Annotated in this window: 17 protein-coding genes and 2 tRNA genes; 14 read left to right on the top strand and 5 right to left on the bottom strand. The window is 73.0% G+C overall.

Going from position 1 to position 21,130, the window contains the following annotated elements; all coding sequences use genetic code 11:
* Nucleotides 1–58: 58 nt before the first annotated feature.
* Complete coding sequence (locus tag ACWGKU_RS22305; RefSeq protein WP_452179521.1) at nt 59–1,918, top strand: ABC-F family ATP-binding cassette domain-containing protein; 1,860 nt, start codon at nt 59–61, stop codon at nt 1,916–1,918.
* A gap of 135 nt (nt 1,919–2,053) precedes the next feature.
* Here ACWGKU_RS22305 and ACWGKU_RS22300 read toward each other — a convergent pair whose 3' ends face one another.
* The gene (locus ACWGKU_RS22300; protein ID WP_452179520.1) at nt 2,054–4,066 is read right to left on the bottom strand and encodes an FUSC family protein; all 2,013 of its coding nucleotides are present in this window, start codon (nt 4,064–4,066) and stop codon (nt 2,054–2,056) included.
* 578 nt (nt 4,067–4,644) lie between these two features.
* Here ACWGKU_RS22300 and ACWGKU_RS22295 point away from each other — a divergent pair.
* From ACWGKU_RS22295 to ACWGKU_RS22280, 4 genes are all read left to right on the top strand, one after another.
* The gene (locus tag ACWGKU_RS22295) at nt 4,645–5,127 is read left to right on the top strand and encodes a hypothetical protein (RefSeq protein ID WP_401046845.1); all 483 of its coding nucleotides are present in this window, start codon (nt 4,645–4,647) and stop codon (nt 5,125–5,127) included.
* A gap of 70 nt (nt 5,128–5,197) precedes the next feature.
* Nucleotides 5,198–6,790, top strand: a complete 1,593-nt coding sequence (locus ACWGKU_RS22290) for a WXG100 family type VII secretion target (RefSeq protein WP_452179519.1) — start codon at nt 5,198–5,200, stop codon at nt 6,788–6,790.
* A 99-nt stretch (nt 6,791–6,889) separates the two neighbouring features.
* Nucleotides 6,890–8,251 carry a S8 family serine peptidase gene (locus ACWGKU_RS22285; RefSeq protein WP_452179518.1) on the top strand — a complete coding sequence of 454 codons (1,362 nt, stop codon included), beginning with the start codon at nt 6,890–6,892 and terminating at the stop codon, nt 8,249–8,251.
* Between the two features lie 148 nt (nt 8,252–8,399).
* Nucleotides 8,400–9,770: an MFS transporter gene (locus ACWGKU_RS22280; RefSeq protein WP_452179517.1), complete on the top strand. Its 1,371-nt coding sequence runs from the start codon at nt 8,400–8,402 to the stop codon at nt 9,768–9,770.
* A gap of 50 nt (nt 9,771–9,820) precedes the next feature.
* Here the strand turns inward: ACWGKU_RS22280 and ACWGKU_RS22275 are convergent, their stop codons facing one another.
* Nucleotides 9,821–10,417, bottom strand: coding sequence for a flavodoxin family protein (locus ACWGKU_RS22275; RefSeq protein ID WP_359899739.1), 597 nt, complete (start codon nt 10,415–10,417; stop codon nt 9,821–9,823).
* Nucleotides 10,418–10,605: 188 nt separating this feature from the next.
* On the opposite strand from ACWGKU_RS22275, the gene ACWGKU_RS22270 reads away from it, so the two are divergent.
* From ACWGKU_RS22270 to ACWGKU_RS22250, 5 genes are all read left to right on the top strand, one after another.
* On the top strand, nt 10,606–11,058 hold the full coding sequence (locus ACWGKU_RS22270; protein ID WP_452179516.1) for a winged helix-turn-helix transcriptional regulator: 453 nt from the start codon (nt 10,606–10,608) through the stop codon (nt 11,056–11,058).
* 171 nt (nt 11,059–11,229) lie between these two features.
* Nucleotides 11,230–11,305, top strand: a tRNA-Thr gene (locus ACWGKU_RS22265).
* Nucleotides 11,306–11,475: 170 nt separating this feature from the next.
* Complete coding sequence (locus ACWGKU_RS22260; RefSeq protein WP_359899735.1) at nt 11,476–12,144, top strand: response regulator transcription factor; 669 nt, start codon at nt 11,476–11,478, stop codon at nt 12,142–12,144.
* Nucleotides 12,145–12,285: 141 nt separating this feature from the next.
* Nucleotides 12,286–13,263 carry a UDP-glucose 4-epimerase GalE gene (gene galE, locus ACWGKU_RS22255; protein ID WP_401055366.1) on the top strand — a complete coding sequence of 326 codons (978 nt, stop codon included), beginning with the start codon at nt 12,286–12,288 and terminating at the stop codon, nt 13,261–13,263.
* Between the two features lie 622 nt (nt 13,264–13,885).
* Nucleotides 13,886–14,629 carry a LuxR C-terminal-related transcriptional regulator gene (locus ACWGKU_RS22250; protein ID WP_452179523.1) on the top strand — a complete coding sequence of 248 codons (744 nt, stop codon included), beginning with the start codon at nt 13,886–13,888 and terminating at the stop codon, nt 14,627–14,629.
* A 47-nt stretch (nt 14,630–14,676) separates the two neighbouring features.
* Here ACWGKU_RS22250 and ACWGKU_RS22245 read toward each other — a convergent pair whose 3' ends face one another.
* Nucleotides 14,677–15,174, bottom strand: a complete 498-nt coding sequence (locus ACWGKU_RS22245; RefSeq protein WP_452179515.1) for a MarR family winged helix-turn-helix transcriptional regulator — start codon at nt 15,172–15,174, stop codon at nt 14,677–14,679.
* A gap of 111 nt (nt 15,175–15,285) precedes the next feature.
* On the opposite strand from ACWGKU_RS22245, the gene ACWGKU_RS22240 reads away from it, so the two are divergent.
* The gene (locus ACWGKU_RS22240) at nt 15,286–16,083 is read left to right on the top strand and encodes a methyltransferase domain-containing protein (RefSeq protein ID WP_452179514.1); all 798 of its coding nucleotides are present in this window, start codon (nt 15,286–15,288) and stop codon (nt 16,081–16,083) included.
* Nucleotides 16,084–16,128: 45 nt separating this feature from the next.
* Here the strand turns inward: ACWGKU_RS22240 and ACWGKU_RS22235 are convergent, their stop codons facing one another.
* Nucleotides 16,129–16,731, bottom strand: a complete 603-nt coding sequence (locus ACWGKU_RS22235) for a TetR/AcrR family transcriptional regulator (RefSeq protein ID WP_359899730.1) — start codon at nt 16,729–16,731, stop codon at nt 16,129–16,131.
* Between the two features lie 212 nt (nt 16,732–16,943).
* Nucleotides 16,944–18,008: an acyl-CoA desaturase gene (locus tag ACWGKU_RS22230; RefSeq protein ID WP_452179513.1), complete on the bottom strand. Its 1,065-nt coding sequence runs from the start codon at nt 18,006–18,008 to the stop codon at nt 16,944–16,946.
* 248 nt (nt 18,009–18,256) lie between these two features.
* On the opposite strand from ACWGKU_RS22230, the gene ACWGKU_RS22225 reads away from it, so the two are divergent.
* The 3 genes from ACWGKU_RS22225 to ACWGKU_RS22215 all read left to right on the top strand — a co-directional run bounded on the left by ACWGKU_RS22225 (nt 18,257) and on the right by ACWGKU_RS22215 (nt 21,105).
* Nucleotides 18,257–18,327: transfer RNA gene (locus ACWGKU_RS22225), tRNA-Gln, on the top strand.
* Between the two features lie 143 nt (nt 18,328–18,470).
* The gene (gene glmU, locus ACWGKU_RS22220) at nt 18,471–19,925 is read left to right on the top strand and encodes a bifunctional UDP-N-acetylglucosamine diphosphorylase/glucosamine-1-phosphate N-acetyltransferase GlmU (RefSeq protein ID WP_380539344.1); all 1,455 of its coding nucleotides are present in this window, start codon (nt 18,471–18,473) and stop codon (nt 19,923–19,925) included.
* A gap of 202 nt (nt 19,926–20,127) precedes the next feature.
* Nucleotides 20,128–21,105 carry a ribose-phosphate diphosphokinase gene (locus ACWGKU_RS22215; RefSeq protein WP_359899724.1) on the top strand — a complete coding sequence of 326 codons (978 nt, stop codon included), beginning with the start codon at nt 20,128–20,130 and terminating at the stop codon, nt 21,103–21,105.
* Nucleotides 21,106–21,130 lie beyond the last annotated feature (25 nt).

Raw genomic sequence — 21,130 nt, 5'->3', positions numbered from 1 at the left:
ACCCGGCCGTTGAGCGGCGGACCGCCCCGCGACCGCCGAACCCAGGAGCGCAGCACACGTGGCCGTCAACCTCGCCACCATCGAGTCCGTCACGAAGGTCTACGGCACCCGCGCCCTGCTGGACGCGGTCAGCCTGGGCGTCAGCGAGGGCGACCGGATCGGCGTCGTCGGCCGCAACGGCGACGGCAAGACCACCCTGATCCGGATGCTCGCCAAGCTGGAGGAACCCGACGGCGGCCGGATCACCCACTCCGGCGGCCTCCAGATGGCCGTCCTCACCCAGCACGACTCGCTCGACCCGACGGCCACCATCCGGCACGAGGTGATCGCCGACCGGGCCGACCACGAGTGGCTCGGCGACGCCCGCATCCGCGACATCATCGAGGGCCTCTTCGGCGGCCTCGACCTGCCCGGCTTCGCCGACGGCCTGGACACCGTCATCGGCCCGCTCTCCGGCGGCGAGCGCCGCCGGATCGCGCTCGCCAAGCTGCTGCTCGGCTCGCCCGACCTGATCGTCCTCGACGAGCCCACCAACCACCTCGACGTCGAGGGCATCAACTGGCTCGCCGAGCACCTCCAGAAGCGCCGCTCCGCGCTCGTCTGCGTCACCCACGACCGGTGGTTCCTCGACCAGGTCTGCACCCGCATGTGGGACGTCCAGAGCGGCGAGGTGCACGAGTACGAGGGCGGCTACTCCGACTACGTCTTCGCCCGCGCCGAGCGCTCCCGGATCGAGGCCGTCGAGGAGCAGAAGCGCCAGAACATGGCCCGCAAGGAGCTGGCCTGGCTGCGCCGCGGCGCCCCCGCCCGCACCTCCAAGCCGCGCTACCGGATCGAGGCCGCCAACGCCCTGATCGCGGACGTGCCGGACCCGCGCGACACGTCCGAGCTGATGAAGTTCGCCAACGCGCGGCTCGGCAAGACGGTCTTCGACCTGGAGGGCGTGACCGTCACGGCCGGCCCGAAGCTGCTGCTGGAGAACATCACCTGGCAGCTCGGCCCCGGCGAGCGGATCGGCCTGCTCGGCGTCAACGGCGCCGGCAAGACCTCGCTGCTGCGCGCGCTGCGCGACGCGTACACCTCCGAGGGCGACGTCCAGCCGGCGTCGGGCGTCATCAAGGTCGGCAAGACCGTGCGGCTGGCCTACCTGTCGCAGGAGGTCGCCGAGCTGGACCCGGCGACCCGGGTGCTCCAGGCCGTCGAGCAGGTCCGCTCGCGGGTCGACCTCGGAAAGGGCCGGGAGATGAGCGCCGGCCAGCTGTGCGAGCAGTTCGGCTTCGGCAAGGACAAGCAGTGGACGCCGGTCGGCGACCTGTCCGGCGGCGAGCGGCGCCGGCTCCAGCTGCTGCGGCTGCTGATGGACGAGCCCAACGTGCTGTTCCTGGACGAGCCCACCAACGACCTGGACATCGAGACGCTCAATCAGCTGGAGGACCTGCTCGACGGCTGGCCCGGCTCGATGATCGTCATCAGCCACGACCGCTTCTTCATCGAGCGCACCACGGACACCGTCCACGCGCTGCTCGGCGACCGGAAGATGCGGATGCTGCCGAACGGCGTGGACGAGTACCTGGAGCGCCGGGCCAGGATGGCCGCCGCGGCTCCTGCTGCCGCTCCGGCGGGCGCGGGCGCGGGTGGCGCGGGTTCGGCCGGTGCGGGTGCCGCAGGTGGCCCGGGTGCCGAGGGCGGTGCCCCCGCGCTGTCCGGCGGGGACCTGCGGGCGGCGAAGAAGGAGATGCAGAAGCTGGAGCGGCAGATCGCCAAGCTGGACGAGAAGGAGTCCAAGCTGCACTCCCAACTCGCCGAGCACGCCGCCGACTTCTCCAAGGTCGCGGAGCTGGACGCGCAGCTGCGCGCCGTCCGGGAGGAGAAGGAGGAGCTGGAGATGGGCTGGCTGGAGCTGGCCGAGCAGGTCTGAGGCGGGTCGCCGGTCGGGCTGCTGGTCGGACTGGTCGGGCTGCCGGTCGGGCTGCTGGTCGGACTGGTCGGACTGGTCGGGCTGCCGGTCGGGGCGGCCCGAGCCGGGTCGCTCGTCGGCGCGGTCCGAGCCGGATCACCTGCCGGGGTGGCCGCCGAGGAGCGTTTCGAGCTCCTCCGCCGCACGGCCCAGCGCACTGCGCGCCGGGTCGTGCGGGGCGGTCGGACGGGCCGCCGGGGTCGTCGGCGGGCGGTGCGCCCGGGCGGCGGCGGTCAGTTCGTCCAGCGCGCGCCGCACCCGGCCCACCTCGCCCGGGTCCGGCAGCCGGCCGCCGTACCGGATCTGCGCGGCGAAGGCCGCCACCGCGCCGCCCAGCCGCTCCAGCGCCGCCGTAGCCGGCAGCCACCGCTCGGCCAGCCGGCCGGTGGGCGGCGGCTCCGCCAGGCCCTGCTGGACCTCCCGGCGGGCGTCCGCCAGCGACCGGTAGGCCGAGCGGCGCAGCCACACCTGGGCGTTGCCGTTCCGGACGGTGGTGTCGCCGGTGTCGCCGGCGCCGATGGTGGCGGTGGTGGCGTCCTGGACGACGGCGTCGAGGTAGGCCCGCAGCGCCGTCGTCGCGTCGACCAGCCTGGGCTCGATCCGATGGCGCGGGCGCTCCGGCCACAGCAGGTAGCCGAAGAGCAGGACGATCGCGCTGGCCAGCACGGTGTCCAGGACCCGCGGCCAGAACTCGGCGGCACCGCTCTGCCCGCCGAGCTGGAGCAGGACCAGCGCCATCGGCGTCATCACCACGGTGTTCAACCCGTAGTGCGCCGCCGTCGCGTACGGGAGCAGGGCCACGCAGCCCGCGGCCATCGCGGTCAGTGCCCACTCGTCGGTGGCGGCCGTGAGCAGCGCCGCGGTCACGGCCACCCCGAGCACCGTGCCGACCGAACGGCTCACCGCGCGCAGGAACACCGACCCGAGATCCGGCTTGAGCACGAAGGCGATCGTCATCGGCACCCAGTAGCTCTTGCTGAGCGGGTAGTTGGCGGTGACCGCCGAACCGACCGCGATGCACAGCGCGACGCGAAGCCCGTACCGGACCGAACCCCGCGACAGCAGCCGCGCCCGCAGCCGCCACGGATCCGGCGGCGGCGCGGGCGCGGTACCGAGCCGGGTGTCGCGGCCGGCCACCGTGTCGGCGGCGGCGCGCAGGGCCACGTCCAGGGCCTGCCGCGACGGGGTGTCCGGCCGCCAGTCGGGTACGGCGACCTCGCCGCCGCCCTGCCGCACGGCGGCCGCCAGCCGGTTCGGCACCTCGGCCACCGCCGGCGGGACCGGACGGCGGGCCCACACCAGACCGGTCGCCGCCTCGGTGGCGGCGAGGGCGGCCTCGTACATCCGGCCGCGGCGGTCCTGTGCGGTCCGGTGGTCCTGTTTGGTCCGGCGGTCCTGTTTGGTCCGGCGGCTCCGCCGGTTCTGTCGGCTCCGCCGGTGCGTGCCGAGGAGGTCCTGGAGCTGATTCAGACGGGCCGTCAGCACCTGGCGCGAGACCCCCGCCCGCGGCCCGCCCAGATCGGCGAGCGTACGGCCGAGCGCGTCGTACGCGGCGGCCAGCGCCCGGTTGCGCGGATCCGCGGCGGGCCGGTTCGGCGCACCCGCCGGCAGCCCCAACAGCACCACGAACGCCGCCCCGACCAGCAGCATCGGCGCCGCCGCCCACCACGGCCGCGGCAGCGGCATCCCGCTGCCCAGCGCGGCCGACACCAGCAGCAGCATCCCGGCCGCCGAACCGCGCGGACCCGTCGCGCTCAGCGCGCCGGAGACGAAGGCGGTCAGCGTCAACGCGACACCCAGGACGAGACCGTCCACGTCGGCGTGCTGAAGCGCGGTGCCGATCAGCATGCCGAGCGCCGAGGCGAGGACCGCCGTACCGATCCGGGCGGCCCGCAGCCTGCCCGGCTCGACCCGGTCGTTCATCGTCGCGTGCATCGCCCCGAGCCCGGCGAACACCCCCAGATCCAGCCGGTGCGTCAGCAGCCCCACCGTCAACGGCACCGCCATGCCCACCGCCGCCCGCACCATCAGCGCCACCGGCACCGGCGGCCGCGCGGGCCGCGCGGCACGGGCCCACCAGGGGGAGGGAGAGACGTCGGAAGAGCTCACGCGGTCACGTCCGTTCTGCGGCCTTGGGTCGCTGCTGTGCGACATTGCGCGGCAGATGGGGCGTACCGGGTCAGTCTACCCAGGGCCGCCGCGGCAGCCTCGTACGTGTCAAGTTCGTACCGATCGCGTACGGGCGGGCCAAGGTCCCTGCCGGGCCGACAGGGGTGGTGGCTACGATGACGGAGGCGAAAACCGTCCACAGGGCGGTCGGTGCTCCGACCAGGACGGTACGAACCAGAAGTTGACGGTGTGTTGCGGCACGCGGCAGCCCGGGAGGCCCGGGCACGGCGGGCCGTACGGGGGAGAGGTGAACTGCTGTGGCAGGCAATGGTGCAACTAGTCCGGGGACGCCGACTCCTTCGGTGAGTCCGTCACCCAGTCCCACGCCGACGCCGTCGGCGAACCCTTCGCCGAGCGCTACGCCCAGTCCGTCGGCGAATCCTTCGCCCAGCCCATCGGCGAGTCCCGCGCCCAGCCCGTCGTCCAGCCCCGCGCCCAGCGCGTCGGCGAATCCTGAGCCCAGCGCGGCGGGCACCGACCCGAACGGTCAGGCGCCTTCCGGCGACGCGACGCCGTTCATGCTGGAGCACAAGCTCCCGTGGCCTCTGGGTGGGGTCGACCTCGCTCCGTTCGTCAGCACCCTGCAGACGAACGGCAGCGCCAATGACCTGGTGGCGGCCTTCGGCAAGCAGAACGTCCAGGTCGAGCTCGACACGCTCACGACCTTCGCCGGCAAGGTCGAGGCCCTGCTCGCCGCCATGGAGGGCTCGGCGGCGGCGCCGTACAAGCTCCAGGAGCAGAAGCTGACGGGCAAGAGCTTCGCGAGCGCGGAGTTCGCCGAGGCGACGGCCCTGACCGCCGCCTACGAGAAGGTGCACGCCCAGCTCGTACAGCTGCACAAGGACCTCGCGTCGCAGATCCAGGCGATGCAGACGGCGGTTTCGCGGACGGCGAGCATCTACGGAACCAACGAGGACCACACGACGGCCGCTCAGAACGCCGTCGCGAAGAACGTGGGTGCCACCACACCGGCACCGGGGTCGGGCGACGGAAAGTACTGATGGCGGTCCGGGGAGAGTTCTACGGGGAGACGGGGAGCAAGTAGTGGCAGGCAGCACGAACTTCGAAGGAATGGAACACACCCACCTGCGCAAGATGGTGGACAGCACGGATCCGACGACGATCCTCAGCCGCGGCACCCAACTGCAGTCGGCCGGGCGGGTGCTGAAGGAACTGAGTACGGCGCTCAAGTCGCACGTCGGAAACGTCACCTGGGAAGGGCCGGCTGCCGAGAACTTCAAGACCTGGGTGAACAACCTGCAGCAGTCGGCGCAGATCATCGGCGACCACGCCACGACTGCCGGCGACGCGATGCACCAGGCCGGCGAGGCGCTCAGTACCGCCAAGGTCGCCGTGCCGGAGCCTCCGAAGACGGAGATCCAGGCGGTCGACAAGTACAACAGCCAGTCGAACCTGGTGAAGGTGCCCCAACTCGCCGTTGGTCAGTCCGTCGATGCCTACATGAAGACGGTCGACCCCAAGTGGGTGACGGCGACGGAGTTCAGCCTGGCCAAGGCGAAGGTCGAGAAGGAGCACCAGGAAGCCGTTCTCCAGATGGAGAAGCTGGCGCAGGCCTACAGCGCGGCGACGACGACGCTGAACGGGATTCCCACGGACGTGGTGCTGCCGGGAACGCCCGGTTCGGCCAGTAGGGGCGACACTTCCGTCTACCCCAACGGTGGAGGTTCCGGAGGCACCGGCGGCTCCGGGGGTTCGGTACGCACACCCCGTTCGAGTGGTGGACGTGTCGGTGGAGGCGATGGGTCGCCTGGCGGAAACTACGGCGGCGGCACGGTCCTGCCCCGTGACCCTGGTCCGGGCGGCCCCGGCCCGGGCAACCCGGGCAACACCCCGCCCCCGCCGCACGGCGGCGGCCAGGTGCCGCCCGCGCCGCAGGACCCGGGGACCTCGACCCCGCCGTCCTACCCGTCCGACCCGGTCAACCGTCCGGGCACCGATCTCAACAGCGTGCCCACCCTGCCGACGCTCCCGACCCAGACCGGCCCGTACGGTCCGGGCGGCGGCCAGCTGCCCACGGACGGGCCGACCACTCTCCCCGGCTACCCGAACGGGACGGGCGGCCCGAACAACGGGCCCGGCGTCCCCGGCGGCGGCCCGATCACGGGCTTCCCGGGCGGACCAGGCGGCGGCACCGTCCCGACCAAGGGCGGCGGCCAGATCCAGCCGCGGACGACCCCGTTCGGCGGCGGCCCGGGGCAGGGGAGGAGCGGTACTCCGGGACTGCCCAGCGGGACGGTCTTCGGCGCCCGCGAGGCGGGTCCGGGCGGCGGCCGGGTCGGTGGGCCCGGCGGTGCGGGCGGCATGCACCCCGGCATGGGCGGTGCCCACGGCGGTGCGGTCGGGTCCGGCGGCGGTTCGCGTGGCCGGGGCCTGTCCTCGACCACCGGCGGGACGGTCGGCGGTCGCAAGGGGCCGAGCGCGGGCGGGGAGTTCACGCCCGGCGGTACCGGCCTGCGCAACCGCGCGGCGGGCGCTGCCGAGGGCGGTGCGCAGTCCAGGCAGAACGGCATGATGGCGCCCGGGTCCTCGGGCCACGGCAGCCGGAACGAGCGCGACCGCCGCAAGCGGGCCGACTACCTGCACGAGGACGAGGAGACCTGGACGAGCGGTACGCCGCACAGCAACCCGGACGTGATTGAGTAGGACGGCAACGACTGCCCGGCCACTGGGCATCTCCAGTGGCCGGGCAGGCTTGTTCGGGGCACGCTTCCCGGTCGACGGAGAGATTGACGAGGAGTTGTGATGGGGCGGACGAACGCGCGAGCGCGGTGGCGGGCTGCTGCTGCGGCACTTCTGGCGGCGGGAATCGTGGTCGGCCCGGTCGCAGCACCCGCGGTTGCCGATGGCTCGATCCGTGCCGATCAATGGCATCTCGATGCCATGCATGCCCCGGAGATGTGGAAGGTCTCCAAGGGGGAGAACGTCACCATTGCCGTGATCGACGGCGGCTTCAAGTTGGATCACCCGGATCTGGTCGGACAGTTCCTTCCGGGTAAGGACTTCAGTGGAAGTCCAGGTGGAGTCGGGTCCTATGCGGAGGACCACGGCACGCAGATGGCCAGCCTCATCGCGGGGTCCGGGAAATCGGCCGGGGGCAAGGGAGCCTACGGCCTTGCCCCCGGTGCAAGGATCCTTCCTTTGAAGATTGCGAATGGCTCCGAGCATGCGGTGGTTTCGGCTGACTTCCTGGACCAGATCGGGCAGGCCGTGACGTATGCGGTCGAGCAGGGCGCCAAGGTCATCAACATTTCGCAAGGGATGGCCGCTGTCACGACTTCTCCGGCCGATGTGGAGAAGTTGGGCAAGATCCTGGCGTGGGCTCGGGCAAAGGGATCGCTCGTGGTCGCCAGCGTGGGAAACTCCGGCGACAAGGGGAACATCGTCGAATACCCGGGCGGCCTGTCCAATGTGGTCGGGGTGGGCGCCTCGGACCGGAACGGCACAGTCACCGCTGAGTCAGAGCGCGGACCGCAGGTTGCATTGGTCGCTCCCGGTGTGGACATGATCGGGGCCTGTGCAAGTCAGACGGGGTACTGCAAGGGGCATGGCACATCGGATGCGACCGCCATGGTTTCCGCATCGGCAGCTCTGGTGTGGTCGTTGCATCCGGACTGGACGGGAAACCAGGTCCTGCGGGTGCTCATCAATACCGCAGGGAAGGCGAATGATGGAGCCGGTCGCAACGACCTCATCGGTTACGGCGCGGTGCGCCCGCGCATTGCGCTGACGGATCCTGGGGATCCCGGTGCGGCGAACGTATCGCCGCTTCCGGCTGACGCGGCCGTGCCGTCGGTGCCTCCGTCGCCTTCGGCGAACGCGTCGGCTCCCGCGTCGTCGGCGCCGAGTCCGGCCGGGAGCCCGACCGATGTCGCCGTTGGTGCGCCGTCGGCGCAGCCGGTGACGGGGAAGACGGCGGGCCCCAGCAGCACGCTGCCGATCGTGGGGGGTGTGGCGGCCGGGTTGGTGCTGGTGGCGGGCGTGGTGTTCGTGGTGATGCGGCGTCGGAAGTCGGCCGCGCAGCCGGAGTTGGTCCAGGTGCCCCCGCCGCCCCTGCCGTCGTACCGGCCGCCGGTGCCGCCGGAGGACAACCCGTACGCGAGGTAGTCGCCTGCGCGAGCAGGGCCGTGCGTGGAGGGCGCCAGGGAAGCCTGGCGCCCTTCGCGCGTGGTGGGGGCGCGAGGGGCGGTGGGGTGCGCCGGGGTCACTCGGGTGGCGGCTGGTGGGGTGGGGTGGGGGTGGTGAGGGTGGTGGTATGGATGCGGAGGATGCTGGGCGGGTCGGGCAGGTGCGGCGGGCGGCGGCTGCGGCGCTGATCGGGACGGCGATCGAGTTCTACGACTTCTTCCTTTACGGGACGGCGGCCGCGTTGGTGTTCGGGCCGGTGTTCTTTCCCGGGTTGGGCACGGTGGGGGCGTTGCTGGCGGCCTTCTCGGTGTACGCGGTGGCGTTTTTGGCCCGGCCGGTGGGGGCGGTGGTGTTCGGGCACTTCGGGGACCGGGTGGGGCGGCGGGCGACGTTGGTGGTGTCGTTGCTGCTGATGGGGCTGGCGACGGCGGGGGTGGGGCTGCTGCCGGGGTTCGGGGTGTGGGGGTGGTGGGCGCCGGCGGTGCTGCTGGTGCTGCGGGTGTGTCAGGGCGTCGGCTTGGGCGGGGAGTGGGGCGGGGCGGCGCTGCTGATCGCGGAGACTGCGCCGGCCGGGCGGCGGGGGCGGTACGGGGGGTTCCTGCAGTTGGGGCCGACGATCGGGTTCGTGCTGGCGAACGGGCTGTTCCTGGCGCTGCAACTCGGCCTGGACGAGGGGGAGTTCCGCGCGTGGGGTTGGCGGGTGCCGTTCCTGGCCTCGTTCGTCATGGTCGCGGTGGGGTTGTTCGTCCGGCTGCGGGTCGAGGAGTCGCCGCTGTTCCGGACGGGGGTGCGGCGGGAGCGGCTGCCGGTGCTGGAGGTGCTGCGCGAGCACTGGCGCCCGGTGTTGGCGGGCGGTGGGGCGATCACGGTGGGGTACGCGCTGTTCTACCTGACCACGACGTATGCCCTGGCGTACGCGACCACCGGGCTCGGGGTGGCGAGCACGCTGGTGCTGTCGATGCTGCTGGTCGGCGCGGCGGGCATGGCCGCGACGGTGTGGCTGAGCGCCTCGTGCAGTGACCGGTGGGGTCGGCGGCGGACGCTGCGGTGGGCGACGGGCCTGGCCGCGGTCTGGTCGCTGGTGTTGTTCCCGCTGCTGGAGACGGTGAGCCGGCCGCTGATGTTCGTGGCGCTGGCGGGGGCGATGGTGGTGCTGGGCGCCATGTTCGGGCCGTTGGCGGCGTTCCTGCCGGAGCTGTTCCCGACCCGGGTGCGCTACACGGGCGCGGCGTTGACGTACAACCTGGGCGGGGTGGTCGGCGGGGCGACGACGCCGCTGGTGGCCACCCGGCTGACCGGGGTGTACGGGACGGCGCAGCCGGTGGGCTGGTACCTGGCGGTGCTGGGTGTGCTGGCCCTCGGGTGTCTGCGGATGCTGCCGGAGAACACCGGCGCGGAGCTCGGGTCGGTGGGCGGTTCGGTGGACGGACCGGCGGACGGGTCCGCGGACGGCGAACGCCGCCGGGCGCCCCGGTTGGGGGCGGACCCGGCGGCGTAGGCGGCCGTGGGCGGGCGTAGTCGCCCGTGGGCGTGCGTGCTCGCCCGGGCTCAGCCGGCCAGGGCGGCGCGGCCGGCCAGCACGACGGCGGTGTGCCGGGCGACGCGCTCACCGAGGTGCTCGGCGGTGGCGATGTCGGCCTTGTGGACGGCCTCCGGGCCGGCGTCGGACGGGGAGGAGGCGGCGGCGCCGTTGAAGAAGCCGAGCCGGTTGAGGTCGTTCTCGGAGGCGGTGGTGGCGTTCCAGCCGGGCTTGAGGCCGAGGTTGACCCAGCTCATGCCGTGCTGGGCGGCGAGGGTCTGGAAGAAGGCGAGGGTGCCCGCCTTGTCGCCGCTCTTGGAGGCGGAGTTGGTGAAGCCGGCCGCGACCTTGTCCTTCCAGGCGTCGGTGAACCAGCGCTTGCTGGTGGCCTCGGCGAAGACGTGGAAGGCGCCGGAGGCGGTGCCCATGTAGGTGGGGGAGCCGAAGACGATCGCGTCGGCGGCGTCCAGCTGCGCCCACTGCTCCTCGGTGATGGTGTCGACGGCGATCGGGACGACCTCGGCACCTGCGGCGGCGGCGCCGCGGGCGACGGCCTCGGCGATCACGGCGGTGTGGCCGTAGCCGGAGTGGTAGGCGAGGGCGACGGTCGGACGGACGGCGGTCATGCGGCACTCCAGGGGGACGGGCGCGGGCCGGCGGAGGTCGGCGGGCAGGCGTGGGGACGGGACGGGGCAGGGCGGGGCCGGGCGCACCGAGGTGGCTCGCGGCCCCGGCCTCGGCTGGTCTCCAATATAGACCAGGTCTCTATTGGTTACCAAGGGTGGATTGGAGACCTCGGGACTACCCTGGAGGCATGACGACGGAGGAAGCGGCCCGGGTCCGGCCCGGCCACCCCGCGGAGCGGGACGAGCAGGACGAGCGGGAAGGTCGGGGTGGGCAGGAGTGCGACGTGTTCGCCCGGCTCTGTCCCAGTCGCGAGGTGTTCGCGGAGCTGGCCGACAAGTGGTCGATGCTGATCCTGATGAGCCTCCTCGGCTGCGGGCCGCAGCGCTTCTCCGAACTCCAGCGCGGGGTCGGCGGGGTCAGCCGCAAGATGCTCACCCAGTCGCTGCGCAACCTGGAGCGCAGTGGACTGGTGCTGCGTACGGTCTACCCGGAGACGCCGCCGCGGGTGGTCTACGACCTGCTGCCGCTCGGCCGTGAACTGGCCGAGCTGCTCGCACCGGTCGGCCGGTGGACGGAGCGCCGCGCCGGGCGGATGGCGGTGGCCCGCGAGGAGTTCGACGCGGCCCACGGCGAGGACTGAGCCGGCCGCGGCGAGGGCGGGACCGCCCCGCGGCGAGGGTCGGATCGGCCGATGGCGAGGGCCGGACCGGCGGAGCGCTCCGGGCGGGGGCCGATTTCCCTTCCCGGCATGGAGCCGTGTAATGTCTTCCTTGTTCGAGCGGCCGGGAGAAACACCCGGACAAGCGAGCAAGCCCCTATAGCTCAGTCGGTAGAGCGTCTCCATGGTAAGGAGAAGGTCTGCGGTTCGATTCCGCATGGGGGCTCCACTGAAAGACCCTCGCCTGGCGGCGGGGGTCTTTCGCGTTCTCCGGCCGGTTCCGTACCGCCGATACGCCCCGGCCTAGCGGGTCGGGTACGGAATGCGCTGTGATGGTGCGTCATCGGCCGCCCGCCGGAGGGGTGCGGGCGCGAGCCGGACCCCGACCTGGAGGGCGTCATGGGTGTTCGACTCGTGGTGGTGGACGACCACCGGCTGCTGGCCGAGGCGCTGGCCACCGCACTTCAACTGCGCGGCCATCGGGTGCTCGCGGTCGGTTCCCCGGCCGGCGTCGCCGCCGATCTGGTGGTCGGACGGCGGCCCGAGGTCTGTCTGCTGGGGGTGGCGGCGCCGGGGGAGTCGGGGGCCTTCGACGGGTTGCGCCGGATCCGCCGGGAGCGTCCCGAGGTGGCCGTGATCGTGCTCGGTCCGGTGGGTGAACTGCGCGGAGTGGCAGGGGCGTTCGCGGCCGGTGCGGCCGGGTACGTGCCCAGCGACGAGCGGATCGAGGTGGTCGAGCGGGCCATCGGACGGGCGCGCGCGGGCGAGGCCGCGGTCGCGGTGGACATTCTGCGCGGGGCCTTCGACCAACTGCTGCGCCCTGCGGTCGAGCCGGACGACGAGGCCGTCCGGTTGCTGCGGCTGCTGACCCGCCGTGAGGTGCAGGTGCTGGCCCGGATCGCGGACGGCGAGGACACCGCGGCGATCGCCTCCGGGATGCGGATCGCCGCGAGCACCGCCCGGACGCACGTCCAGCGGGTGCTGATGAAGCTCGGCGCGCGGACCCGCCTGGAGGCGGCCGCGGTGGCGGCGCGCACCGGCCTGCTGGAACGGATGGCCGGCGGCTGAGGACTTGGTGAGAAGGCTGGAAGCAGTCGCCCGTGTGGCGCGGAGCACCCCGGTGGCATTGGGAGAATGACCCCCGTCGTACGCATTCCGTCGATGGCTTCCGTCCGAACGGGCGGACCGTCGTTCGCTGGAGGTCGCAACATGAGTAAGTACCTGGTCACGGGTGGCGCCGGCTACGTCGGCAGTGTGGTCGCCGCCCACCTGCTGGAGGCGGGTCACCGGGTGACCGTCCTGGACGACCTCTCCACCGGTTTCCGCGAGGGTGTCCCGGCCGGTGCCGAGTTCGTCGAGGGCCGGATCCAGGAGGCCGGCAAGGTGTTGGACGGCTCCTTCGACGGGGTGCTGCACTTCGCCGCCTCCTCGCAGGTCGGCGAGTCGGTCGCGGACCCGGAGAAGTACTGGCGCAACAACGTGGCCGGCTCGCTGGAGCTGATCAGCGCGATGCGCGCGTCGGGTGTGCGCAAGCTGGTGTTCTCCTCCACCGCCGCCACCTACGGCGAGCCGGAGGCGGTGCCGATCGCCGAGACCGCCCGCACCGCGCCGACCAACACCTACGGCGCCACCAAGCTCGCCGTGGACCACCTCATCACCGGTGAGGCCGTCGCCCACGGCCTGGCCGCCGTCTCGCTGCGGTACTTCAACGTGGCCGGTGCGTACGGCAGTTCGTCCGGTGTCGCCTTCGGTGAGCGGCACGACCCCGAGTCGCACCTGATCCCGCTGGTCTTCCAGGCCGCGCTGGGGCAGCGTCCGCACATCGCGGTGTACGGCGACGACTACCCGACCCCGGACGGCACCTGCATCCGCGACTACATCCACGTCGCCGACCTGGCCGAGGCGCACCTGCTGGCGCTGGACGCGGCCGAGCCGGGCGAGCACCTGATCTGCAACCTGGGCAACGGCAGCGGCTTCTCGGTGCACGAGGTGATCGAGTCGGTCCAGCGCGTCACCGGCCGGGAGATCCCGGTGCGGGTCGAGGGCCGCCGGGCCGGTGACCCGGCGGTGCTGGTGGCCTCGGCCGCCCGCGCCCACGAGGCGCTGGGCTGGACCCCGCGCCGCCCGAACCTGGACGAGATCGTCGCCGACGCCTGGAAGTTCACCCTGGCGAAGAACGGCGGGTGAGTGACGGTCGGTGAGCGCCTCCGGAGGCGGCGCCCGGAACGGCCCCCGGGCGGTCCAAGTCCGGCCACTCACGCATCTTCTGACGAAACTTCACCGAATCGCCACGAGCGCGTTTCCCGCCCCGTAGGCTGAGTGCGGTACCGGTGGGGGCCGGCGACCGTTCGGCCTCACCGGCCACCGGTGGGCGGGCGGAACGGTGGGTCCGGAACGCGGATGCCGGGCCGGTCCCCGTCCCCGGGCTCGGGCGGTCTGAGCAGGGGGAGGGACTATGGGGCGGATTCGCGTCCTGGTGGTCGACGACCACCGGATCTTCGCCGAGGCGCTGGCCGCGGCACTGGCCGCCGAGCCGGACGTGGAGGTGGGGGCGGCGGGCAGCGCGGCCGCCGCCGAGCGGGCCTTGGAGCGCGCGGCCGGCGAGGGCCGGGCCTACGACGTGGCACTGATCGACGCCGACCTCGGCGTCGAGGCGTCGGGTGTCGGCGCCGCCGCCGGTGCGGCCGGGCCGATCGGAACAGCGGGGCCGGCCGGATTACCCGGCGGGCCCGGAGCCGCCGGTCCGTACGGAGGCTCCGGTCCGTACGGAGGCTCCGGTCCGCACGGTGCGTCGGGAGTACTGGGAGTGCTGGGAGCACCGGCAGCCGGGGCGCACGCCCGCCGCCGGCCCGCTGCGGAGCACGGCGACGAGGCCCGGCGGGGTCGTGCCGCCCCGCCCGTGCCGCAGCCGCGCCGGGCGGCCGTACCGCCGGGGCCACCGGTTCAGCTGTCGGGCGGCCTGCCGCCGGTCGCCCGGTCCGCGGTGGACCCGTTGCGGGGCGACCAGCTCAGACCCTCCGCCCAGCCGCCCGACGGCATCACCCTGCTGGCCCGCCTCCGCCGCGCCCATCCAGGGCTGCGCGCGATCGTCCTGGCCACCGCCGACGACCCGCACCGCGCCGCCCGCGCCCTGCACGCGGGCGCCACCGGCTGGGTGGCGAAGGAGAGTTCGCTGGCCCGGCTGCTCGCGGTGGTCCGGGGGGTGCTGCGGGACGAGACGCACCTGCCGCCCGCGCTGCTCACCGGGGTGATCCGCGAGCTCACCACCGCCCGGCGGGACCGTACCGAGAGCGAGCGGCTGGTGGACACCCTGACCCCGCGGGAGAAGCAGATCCTGCGCTGCATGGTCGCGGGTCTCGGCCGGCAGGCCGTCGCGGAGCGGCTCTACCTGTCGCCGCACACCGTCCGGACGCACATGCAGAACGTGCTGGGCAAGCTCGGGGTGCACTCCACGCTGGCGGCCGTCGCGGTCGCCCGCCGGGCCGGGGTCAGCCCGGCCGAGCCGGCCGTGCCTCCGCCGCCCTCGGTGGTCGGCACCGTCGAACGGCCCTGAGCCGGGACCCGCGAGGCGGGCCCACGGGCCGGAGGGCGGGAGCGTCGTCAGCCCGGGATGTTGTCGAACGGGGCGACCAGCAGCCGCAGCAGCGTGGCGAGTTCGGTCTGCTGGCCGGAGCTGAGCTGGGCGAGCAGTTCGCGCTCGTGCGCGAGCAGTCCGGCGAGCGCCTGGTCGGCGCGGTCGCGGCCGTCGTCGGTGAGCCGGACCAGTACGCCGCGCCGGTCGTCCGGGTCGGGCAGGCGCTTGACCAGGCCCTTGCCGGTGAGCCGGTCGATCCGGTTGGTCATGGTGCCGGAGGTGACCAGGGTCTGGGTGAGCAGCTGGCCGGGGGAGAGCTGGTAGGGGGAGCCGGCCCGCCGAAGGGCGGTCAGGACGTCGAACTCCCAGGGCTCCAGGCCGTGCTCGGCGAAGGCGGTGCGGCGGGCGCGGTCCAGGTGCCGGGCGAGCCGGCTGACCCGGCTGAGCACCTCCAGCGGCTCCACGTCGAGGTCGGGGCGCTCCCGGCGCCACGCTGCGACCAGCCTGTCGACCTCGTCCTCCATGACGATCAGTGTATCGGTGGATGTGTCGATGTGAAGTCTCTTGACATCGAGAAATGTGCCAGTGAGGCTACCGCGAGATATCTTGATGTCGAGATACCTGCGAGGTGAACCGTGACCACCCCCGCCTGGGACCCGGCGCAGTACCTGCGCTTCGCCGACGAACGCACCCGCCCGCTGCGCGACCTGCTCGCCCGCGTCCCCGCCCTCCCGCACCCCGGTGCCGAGGTGATCCTGGACATCGGATGCGGCCCCGGCAACTCCACCGCCGTGCTGCGCGAGCGCTGGCCGCGGGCCCGCCTCACCGGCGTCGACAACTCCGCCCCGATGCTGGCCACCGCCCGCAGCGAGGGCGAGCCCGACGCCGAGTACCTGCTCGCCGACGCCCGCGACTACGACCCGGCCCCGGCCGGGCCCGACCTGATCGTCTCCAACGCCACCCTCCAGTGGGTGGACGGACACCTGGCGCTGCTGCCGCGCTGGGCGGACGCCCTCGAACCCGGCGGGGTGCTCGCCTTCCAGGTGCCCGGCAACTTCGACGCCCCCAGCCACACCCTGCTCGCCGACCTGCGCCGCAGCGCCCGCTGGCGGGACGCGCTCGGCGAGGAGGCCGCACGGGCCGGCGTCCATCCGCCCGAGCGCTACCTCGACGCCCTGGCCGCCGCCGGCTGCCTCCCGGACGTCTGGGAGACCACCTACCTGACCCTTCTGCCGGGGCCGGACCCGGTCCTGGAATGGGTCAAGGGCACCGCGCTGCGCCCGGTCCTCACCCGGCTCGCCGACCCGGCCGACCGGGCGGCCTTCCTCGCCGAGTACGGGCGGCTGCTCCGCGAGGCGTATCCGGCCGGGCCGCACGGGACGGTGTTCCCGTTCCGGCGGATCTTCGCCGTGGGGACCGGGCGGTCGGGCTGAGCCGGACGGGCCGTGGCCGGGCCGGGGCGTTCCGGCCCCGGCCGGTCAGGCCGTGCGCTCGCCGACCAGCCTCGGGTGCCGCTCCAGGCCCTCCAGCCCGTGCCAGGCGAGGTTCACCAGGTGCGCCGCCACCGTCGCCTTGTCCGGCTTGCGGACCTCCAGCCACCACTGCCCGGTCAGCGCGACCATCCCGACCAGCATCTGCGAGTACATCGGGGCCAGCCGGGCGTCGAAGCCGCGGGACTTGAACTCCAGGCCCAGGATGTCCTCGACCTGCGTGGCGATGTCGCTGATCAGCGAGGCGAAGGTGCCGGTCGACTGGGCGACCGGGGAGTCCCGGACCAGGATCCGGAAGCCGTCCGTCGAGGTGTCGATGTAGTCCATCAGCGCGAAGGCCGCCTGCTCCAGCAGCTCGCGCGAGTGCCCGCCGGTCAGGGCCCCGGTCACCATGTCCAGCAGCAGCTGCATCTCGCGGTCGACGACCACCGCGTACAGCCCCTCCTTGCCGCCGAAGTGCTCGTACACCACGGGCTTGGACACTCCGGCGCGCTCGGCGATCTCCTCCACAGAGGTGCCGTCGTAGCCGCGTTCGGCGAAGACCGTCCGGCCGATCTCCAGCAGCTGCTCGCGCCGCTGCTTGCCGGTCATCCGGACCCGGCCGCCCCGGCGGCGGGGGGCCGCGGTCGAGCCGCCGCCGGCGCCCCGGTCCGGCCCCCCGTCGCCGGTGCCGGCCGCCGGTGCAGCGGCCCGCGGACGGGCCTGCGCCGTGGCGGGCGCCGCGTCCGTCCGCGTGCCGTGGTGACCGCCTGTGCTGTCTGCGCTGCTCCCGTTCACCCCTACATCATGCTGGAAGCGCCGCCTCATGCGGCGCGGCGGGCGGCGATCCGCTGCGCGTCCGGCCAGCGGACGTCCCGGACCCAGCCGGCCAGCTCGAACCAGCGGATCAGCCGGGCCGAGGAGTCGATCTGCCCGCGCAGCACCCCGTGCCGGGCCGCGGTCGGGTCGGCGTGGTGCAGGTTGTGCCAGGACTCCCCGCAGGAGAGCACGGCGAGCCACCAGACGTTGCCGGAGCGGTCCCGGGAGCGGAACGGGCGGCGGCCGACGGCGTGGCAGATCGAGTTGATCGACCAGGTGACGTGGTGCAGCAGCGCCACCCGGACCAGCGAACCCCAGAAGAAGGCGGACAGCGCCCCCTCCCAGGAGAAGCTCACCAGGCCGCCGATCAGCGCGGGCAGCAGCAGCGAGATGGTGGTCCAGAGCCAGAACAGCCGGGAGATCCGCCTTATGGCCGGGTCGCGCACCAGGTCGGGGGCGTACGTGACCTGCGAGGTCTGCTCCTCGTCGAACATCCAGCCCATGTGGGCCCACCACAGGCCCTTCATCAGCGCCGGGACGCTCTCCCCGTAGCGCCACGGCGAGTGCGGGTCGCCGTCCTTGTCGCTGAACCGGTGGTGCTTGCGGTGGTCGGCCACCCAGCGCACCAGCGGGCCCTCGACCGCGAGGCTCCCGGCGATCGCCAGCGCCAGGCGCATCGGGCGGTTGGCCTTGAAGGCGCCGTGGGTGAAGTAGCGGTGGTAGCCGATGGTGATGCCGTGGCAGGTGAGGTAGTACATCGCGACGGTGATCGCGAGGTCCGTCCAGCCCAGTCCCCATCCCCAGGCCACCGGGACGGCGGCGACCAGGGCGGTGAACGGCACGAGGATGAACAGGGAGAGCGCGATCTGCTCGGCCAGGCCCTGTTTCTCCCCGCCACGGGTGGCGGACAGCCGGGTGGCCGCGGCGTCGGCGTCGGCGTCGGTGGGCCCGCCGGCCTCGGTGATCAGGGCCGGTTCGGCCGGACCGGTGGGATCGGCGGGATCGGAGTCGGAAGGCGGGGTGCGGGACGCGGCGTTCCCCGCGCGCGCCTCGCCGGCCTGGATGGTCATGGGGGTCCCTTTGCGGCGTCCCGGAGCGGGAGAGAAGCGGAGCTACGTTGGCGTAACCTACGGCATCGTAGGTTGCGCTCCGTGTCCAGGGGAACACTCCGCCGCGCGGCGCTTGAGTGAATTCACCCGACTGGATGGATGAACCGGAAGCCCGGCGCGTTCGGTCGCCGGGGGCGGAATCGGGCCCGCGGATCGACGCAAGTCGATACCCACGGCAGGGCCCTCTCCGGTAGGGTCTGACACGACTGTCCGCCGTGGTGTAATGGCAGCACAGGGCCCTTTGGAGGCCTTTGTCTGGGTTCGAATCCTAGCGGCGGAGCCTCTGCACGCCTCGGGTTCGGGCGTTTTCCCTCGCGCCGGTATTGTCGGTGCTGCTCGGCGGACTGTGCGAATGGCGACCGGCCTGGGTCCGGGCCGGGCCTGCTCTGCCCTCTCTGTGAACTTACCGAGGAGCCTCCCCGCATGGGTGCCAATTCGCTTGCCGCCGTTGTCGTGCTCGCCGCCGGTGGCGGGACCCGGATGAAGTCGAACAAGCTGCCCAAGGTGCTGCACGAGGTGTGCGGGCGCTCGCTGGTGGGTCACGCGGTCTCGGCGGCCCGGGAGCTGACGCCCGGCCAGCTGGTCGTGGTGGTCGGCCACCAGCGCGAGCAGGTCGAGGCACACCTGGCGGAGCACTACCCGGCCACCCGCACCGCGGTGCAGGTGGAGCAGAACGGCACCGGGCACGCGGTGCGCACCGCGCTGGAGTCGCTGGCCGCCGACGGCGTGGCGCTGGACGGCACGGTCATCGTCACCGCCGGCGACTCGCCGCTGCTGACCGGGGAGACCCTGCGCCGGCTGGCCGACGCGCACATCGCCCAGCAGAACGGGGTCACCGTGCTGACCGCCGTCGTCCCGGAGCCCTTCGGCTACGGCCGCATCCTGCGGGACGAGGACGGCACCGTCGCCGCGATCGTCGAGGAGCGGGACGCCAGCGCCACCCAGCGCGCGATCACCGAGATCAACTCCGGCGTCTTCGCCTTCGACGCCAAGCTGCTCACCGCGGCGCTGGGCGAGCTCACCACGGACAACTCGCAGGGCGAGGAGTACCTGACCGACACCCTGGAGATCCTGCGCAAGGCGGGCCACCGGGTCGGCGCCGTGGTGGCCGAGGACCACCGGGACATCCTGGGCATCAACGACCGGGTCCAGCTGGCGCAGGCCCGCCGGCTGCTGAACGACCGCCTGCTGGAGCGGGCGATGCGCGAGGGCGTCACCGTGGTGGACCCGGCGACCACCTGGTTCGACGTGCAGGTCAGCTACGAGCCGGACGCCGTGGTGCTGCCGAACACCCAGCTCCAGGGCGCCACGCACCTGGGCGAGGGCTGCGAGGTCGGCCCGAACTCGACCCTCAAGGACACCCTGGTCGGCGCCGGCGCCCGGGTGAGCAACACCACGGCCGACCGCGCCGAGGTGGGCGAGCTGGCCACCGCCGGTCCGTACGCCTACCTGCGGCCCGGCGCCAGGCTGGCCCGCAAGGCGAAGGTCGGCACCTACGTCGAGGTGAAGAACTCCGAGCTGGGCGAGGGCGCCAAGGTGCCGCACCTGTCCTACATCGGCGACGCGACGATCGGCGAGGGCACCAACGTCGGCGCGGCCTCGGTCACCGTGAACTACGACGGCGTGAACAAGCACCGCACGGTCATCGGCGCGCACTGCCGCACCGGCTCGGACAACATGTTCATCGCCCCGGTCACCATCGGTGACGGCGCCTACACCGCCGCCGGTTCGGTGATCACCGGTGACGTCCCGGCCGGGGCGCTCGGTGTGAGCCGGGCCACGCAGCGCAACATCGACGGCTGGGTCGAGCGCAAGCGCCCCGGGACGGCATCCGCGCAGGCCGCGCAGGCTGCGGCGGACGGGGCCGAGCAGGCCTGAGCGGGCGGGCCGGGGGCCCGGGGGCGGTCCCGAGGCGGACGGTTTCTGCGCGGGCGCGTAACCTTGGGGACATACGTGCGCCACTGGGCCTACCGCCCGTGTCCAGGCGTACCGACAATTCCCCTACCCGTGCCACGAGCGGGCCCTGCCTGCCCGCCACCGGGTCGAGGGTTCAGCGTTCGCAACGCGAGGAGACGGTGCAGTGAGCGGGATCACGACGTCGGGTGAGAAGAAGCTGAAGCTCTTCTCCGGCCGTGCCCACCCGGAGCTGGCGAAGGAGGTGGCCGAGGCGCTCGGGACCGAGCTGGTCCCCACCAAGGCCCTGGACTTCGCCAACGGCGAGATCTACGTCCGCTTCCTGGACTCCGCGCGCGGCGCGGACTGCTTCGTGATGCAGAGCCACACGGCTCCCATCAACCAGTGGATCATGGAACAGCTGATCATGATCGATGCTCTGAAGCGGGCCTCCGCCAAGAGCATCACCGCGATCCTGCCGTTCTACGGCTACGCCCGCCAGGACAAGAAGCACCTCGGCCGCGAGCCCATCTCGGCCCGGCTGATCGCCGACCTGCTGCGCCAGGCCGGTGCGGACCGCCTGATGGCCGTGGACCTGCACACCGCGCAGATCCAGGGCTTCTTCGACGGCCCGGTGGACCACCTGTTCGCGCTGCCGCTGCTGGCCGACTACATCGGTGGGAAGGTCGACCGCTCCAAGCTGACCGTCGTCTCGCCGGACGCCGGCCGGGTGAAGGTCGCCGACCAGTGGTGCGACCGGCTGGACGCCCCGCTGGCGATCATCCACAAGCGCCGCGACATCACCCAGGCCAACACCATCCTGTCGGCCGACGTCGTCGGTGACGTCAAGGGCCGGGTCTGCGTGCTGGTCGACGACATGATCGACACCGCCGGCACCATCTGCGCCGCGGCCGACGCGCTGTTCGACAACGGCGCCGCGGACGTCGTGGTCGCGGCCACCCACGGTGTCCTCTCCGGCCCGGCCGCGGACCGGCTGAAGAACTCGCGGGTCAGCGAGTTCGTGTTCACCAACACGCTGCCCACCCCGGCGGAGCTCCAGCTGGACAAGATCACCACGCTCTCCATCGCCCCGTCGATCGCCGCCGCGATCCGCGAGGTGTTCGAGGAGGGCTCGGTGACCAGCCTCTTCGAGGGTGTGCACTGACGAAGGCCCGTGCAGGCGGCCCCGG

Source organism: Kitasatospora sp. NPDC054768, assembly GCF_053612025.1.
Note: the sequence above shows the minus strand (reverse complement) of the source record. Positions and strands in the feature narration are given on the sequence as shown.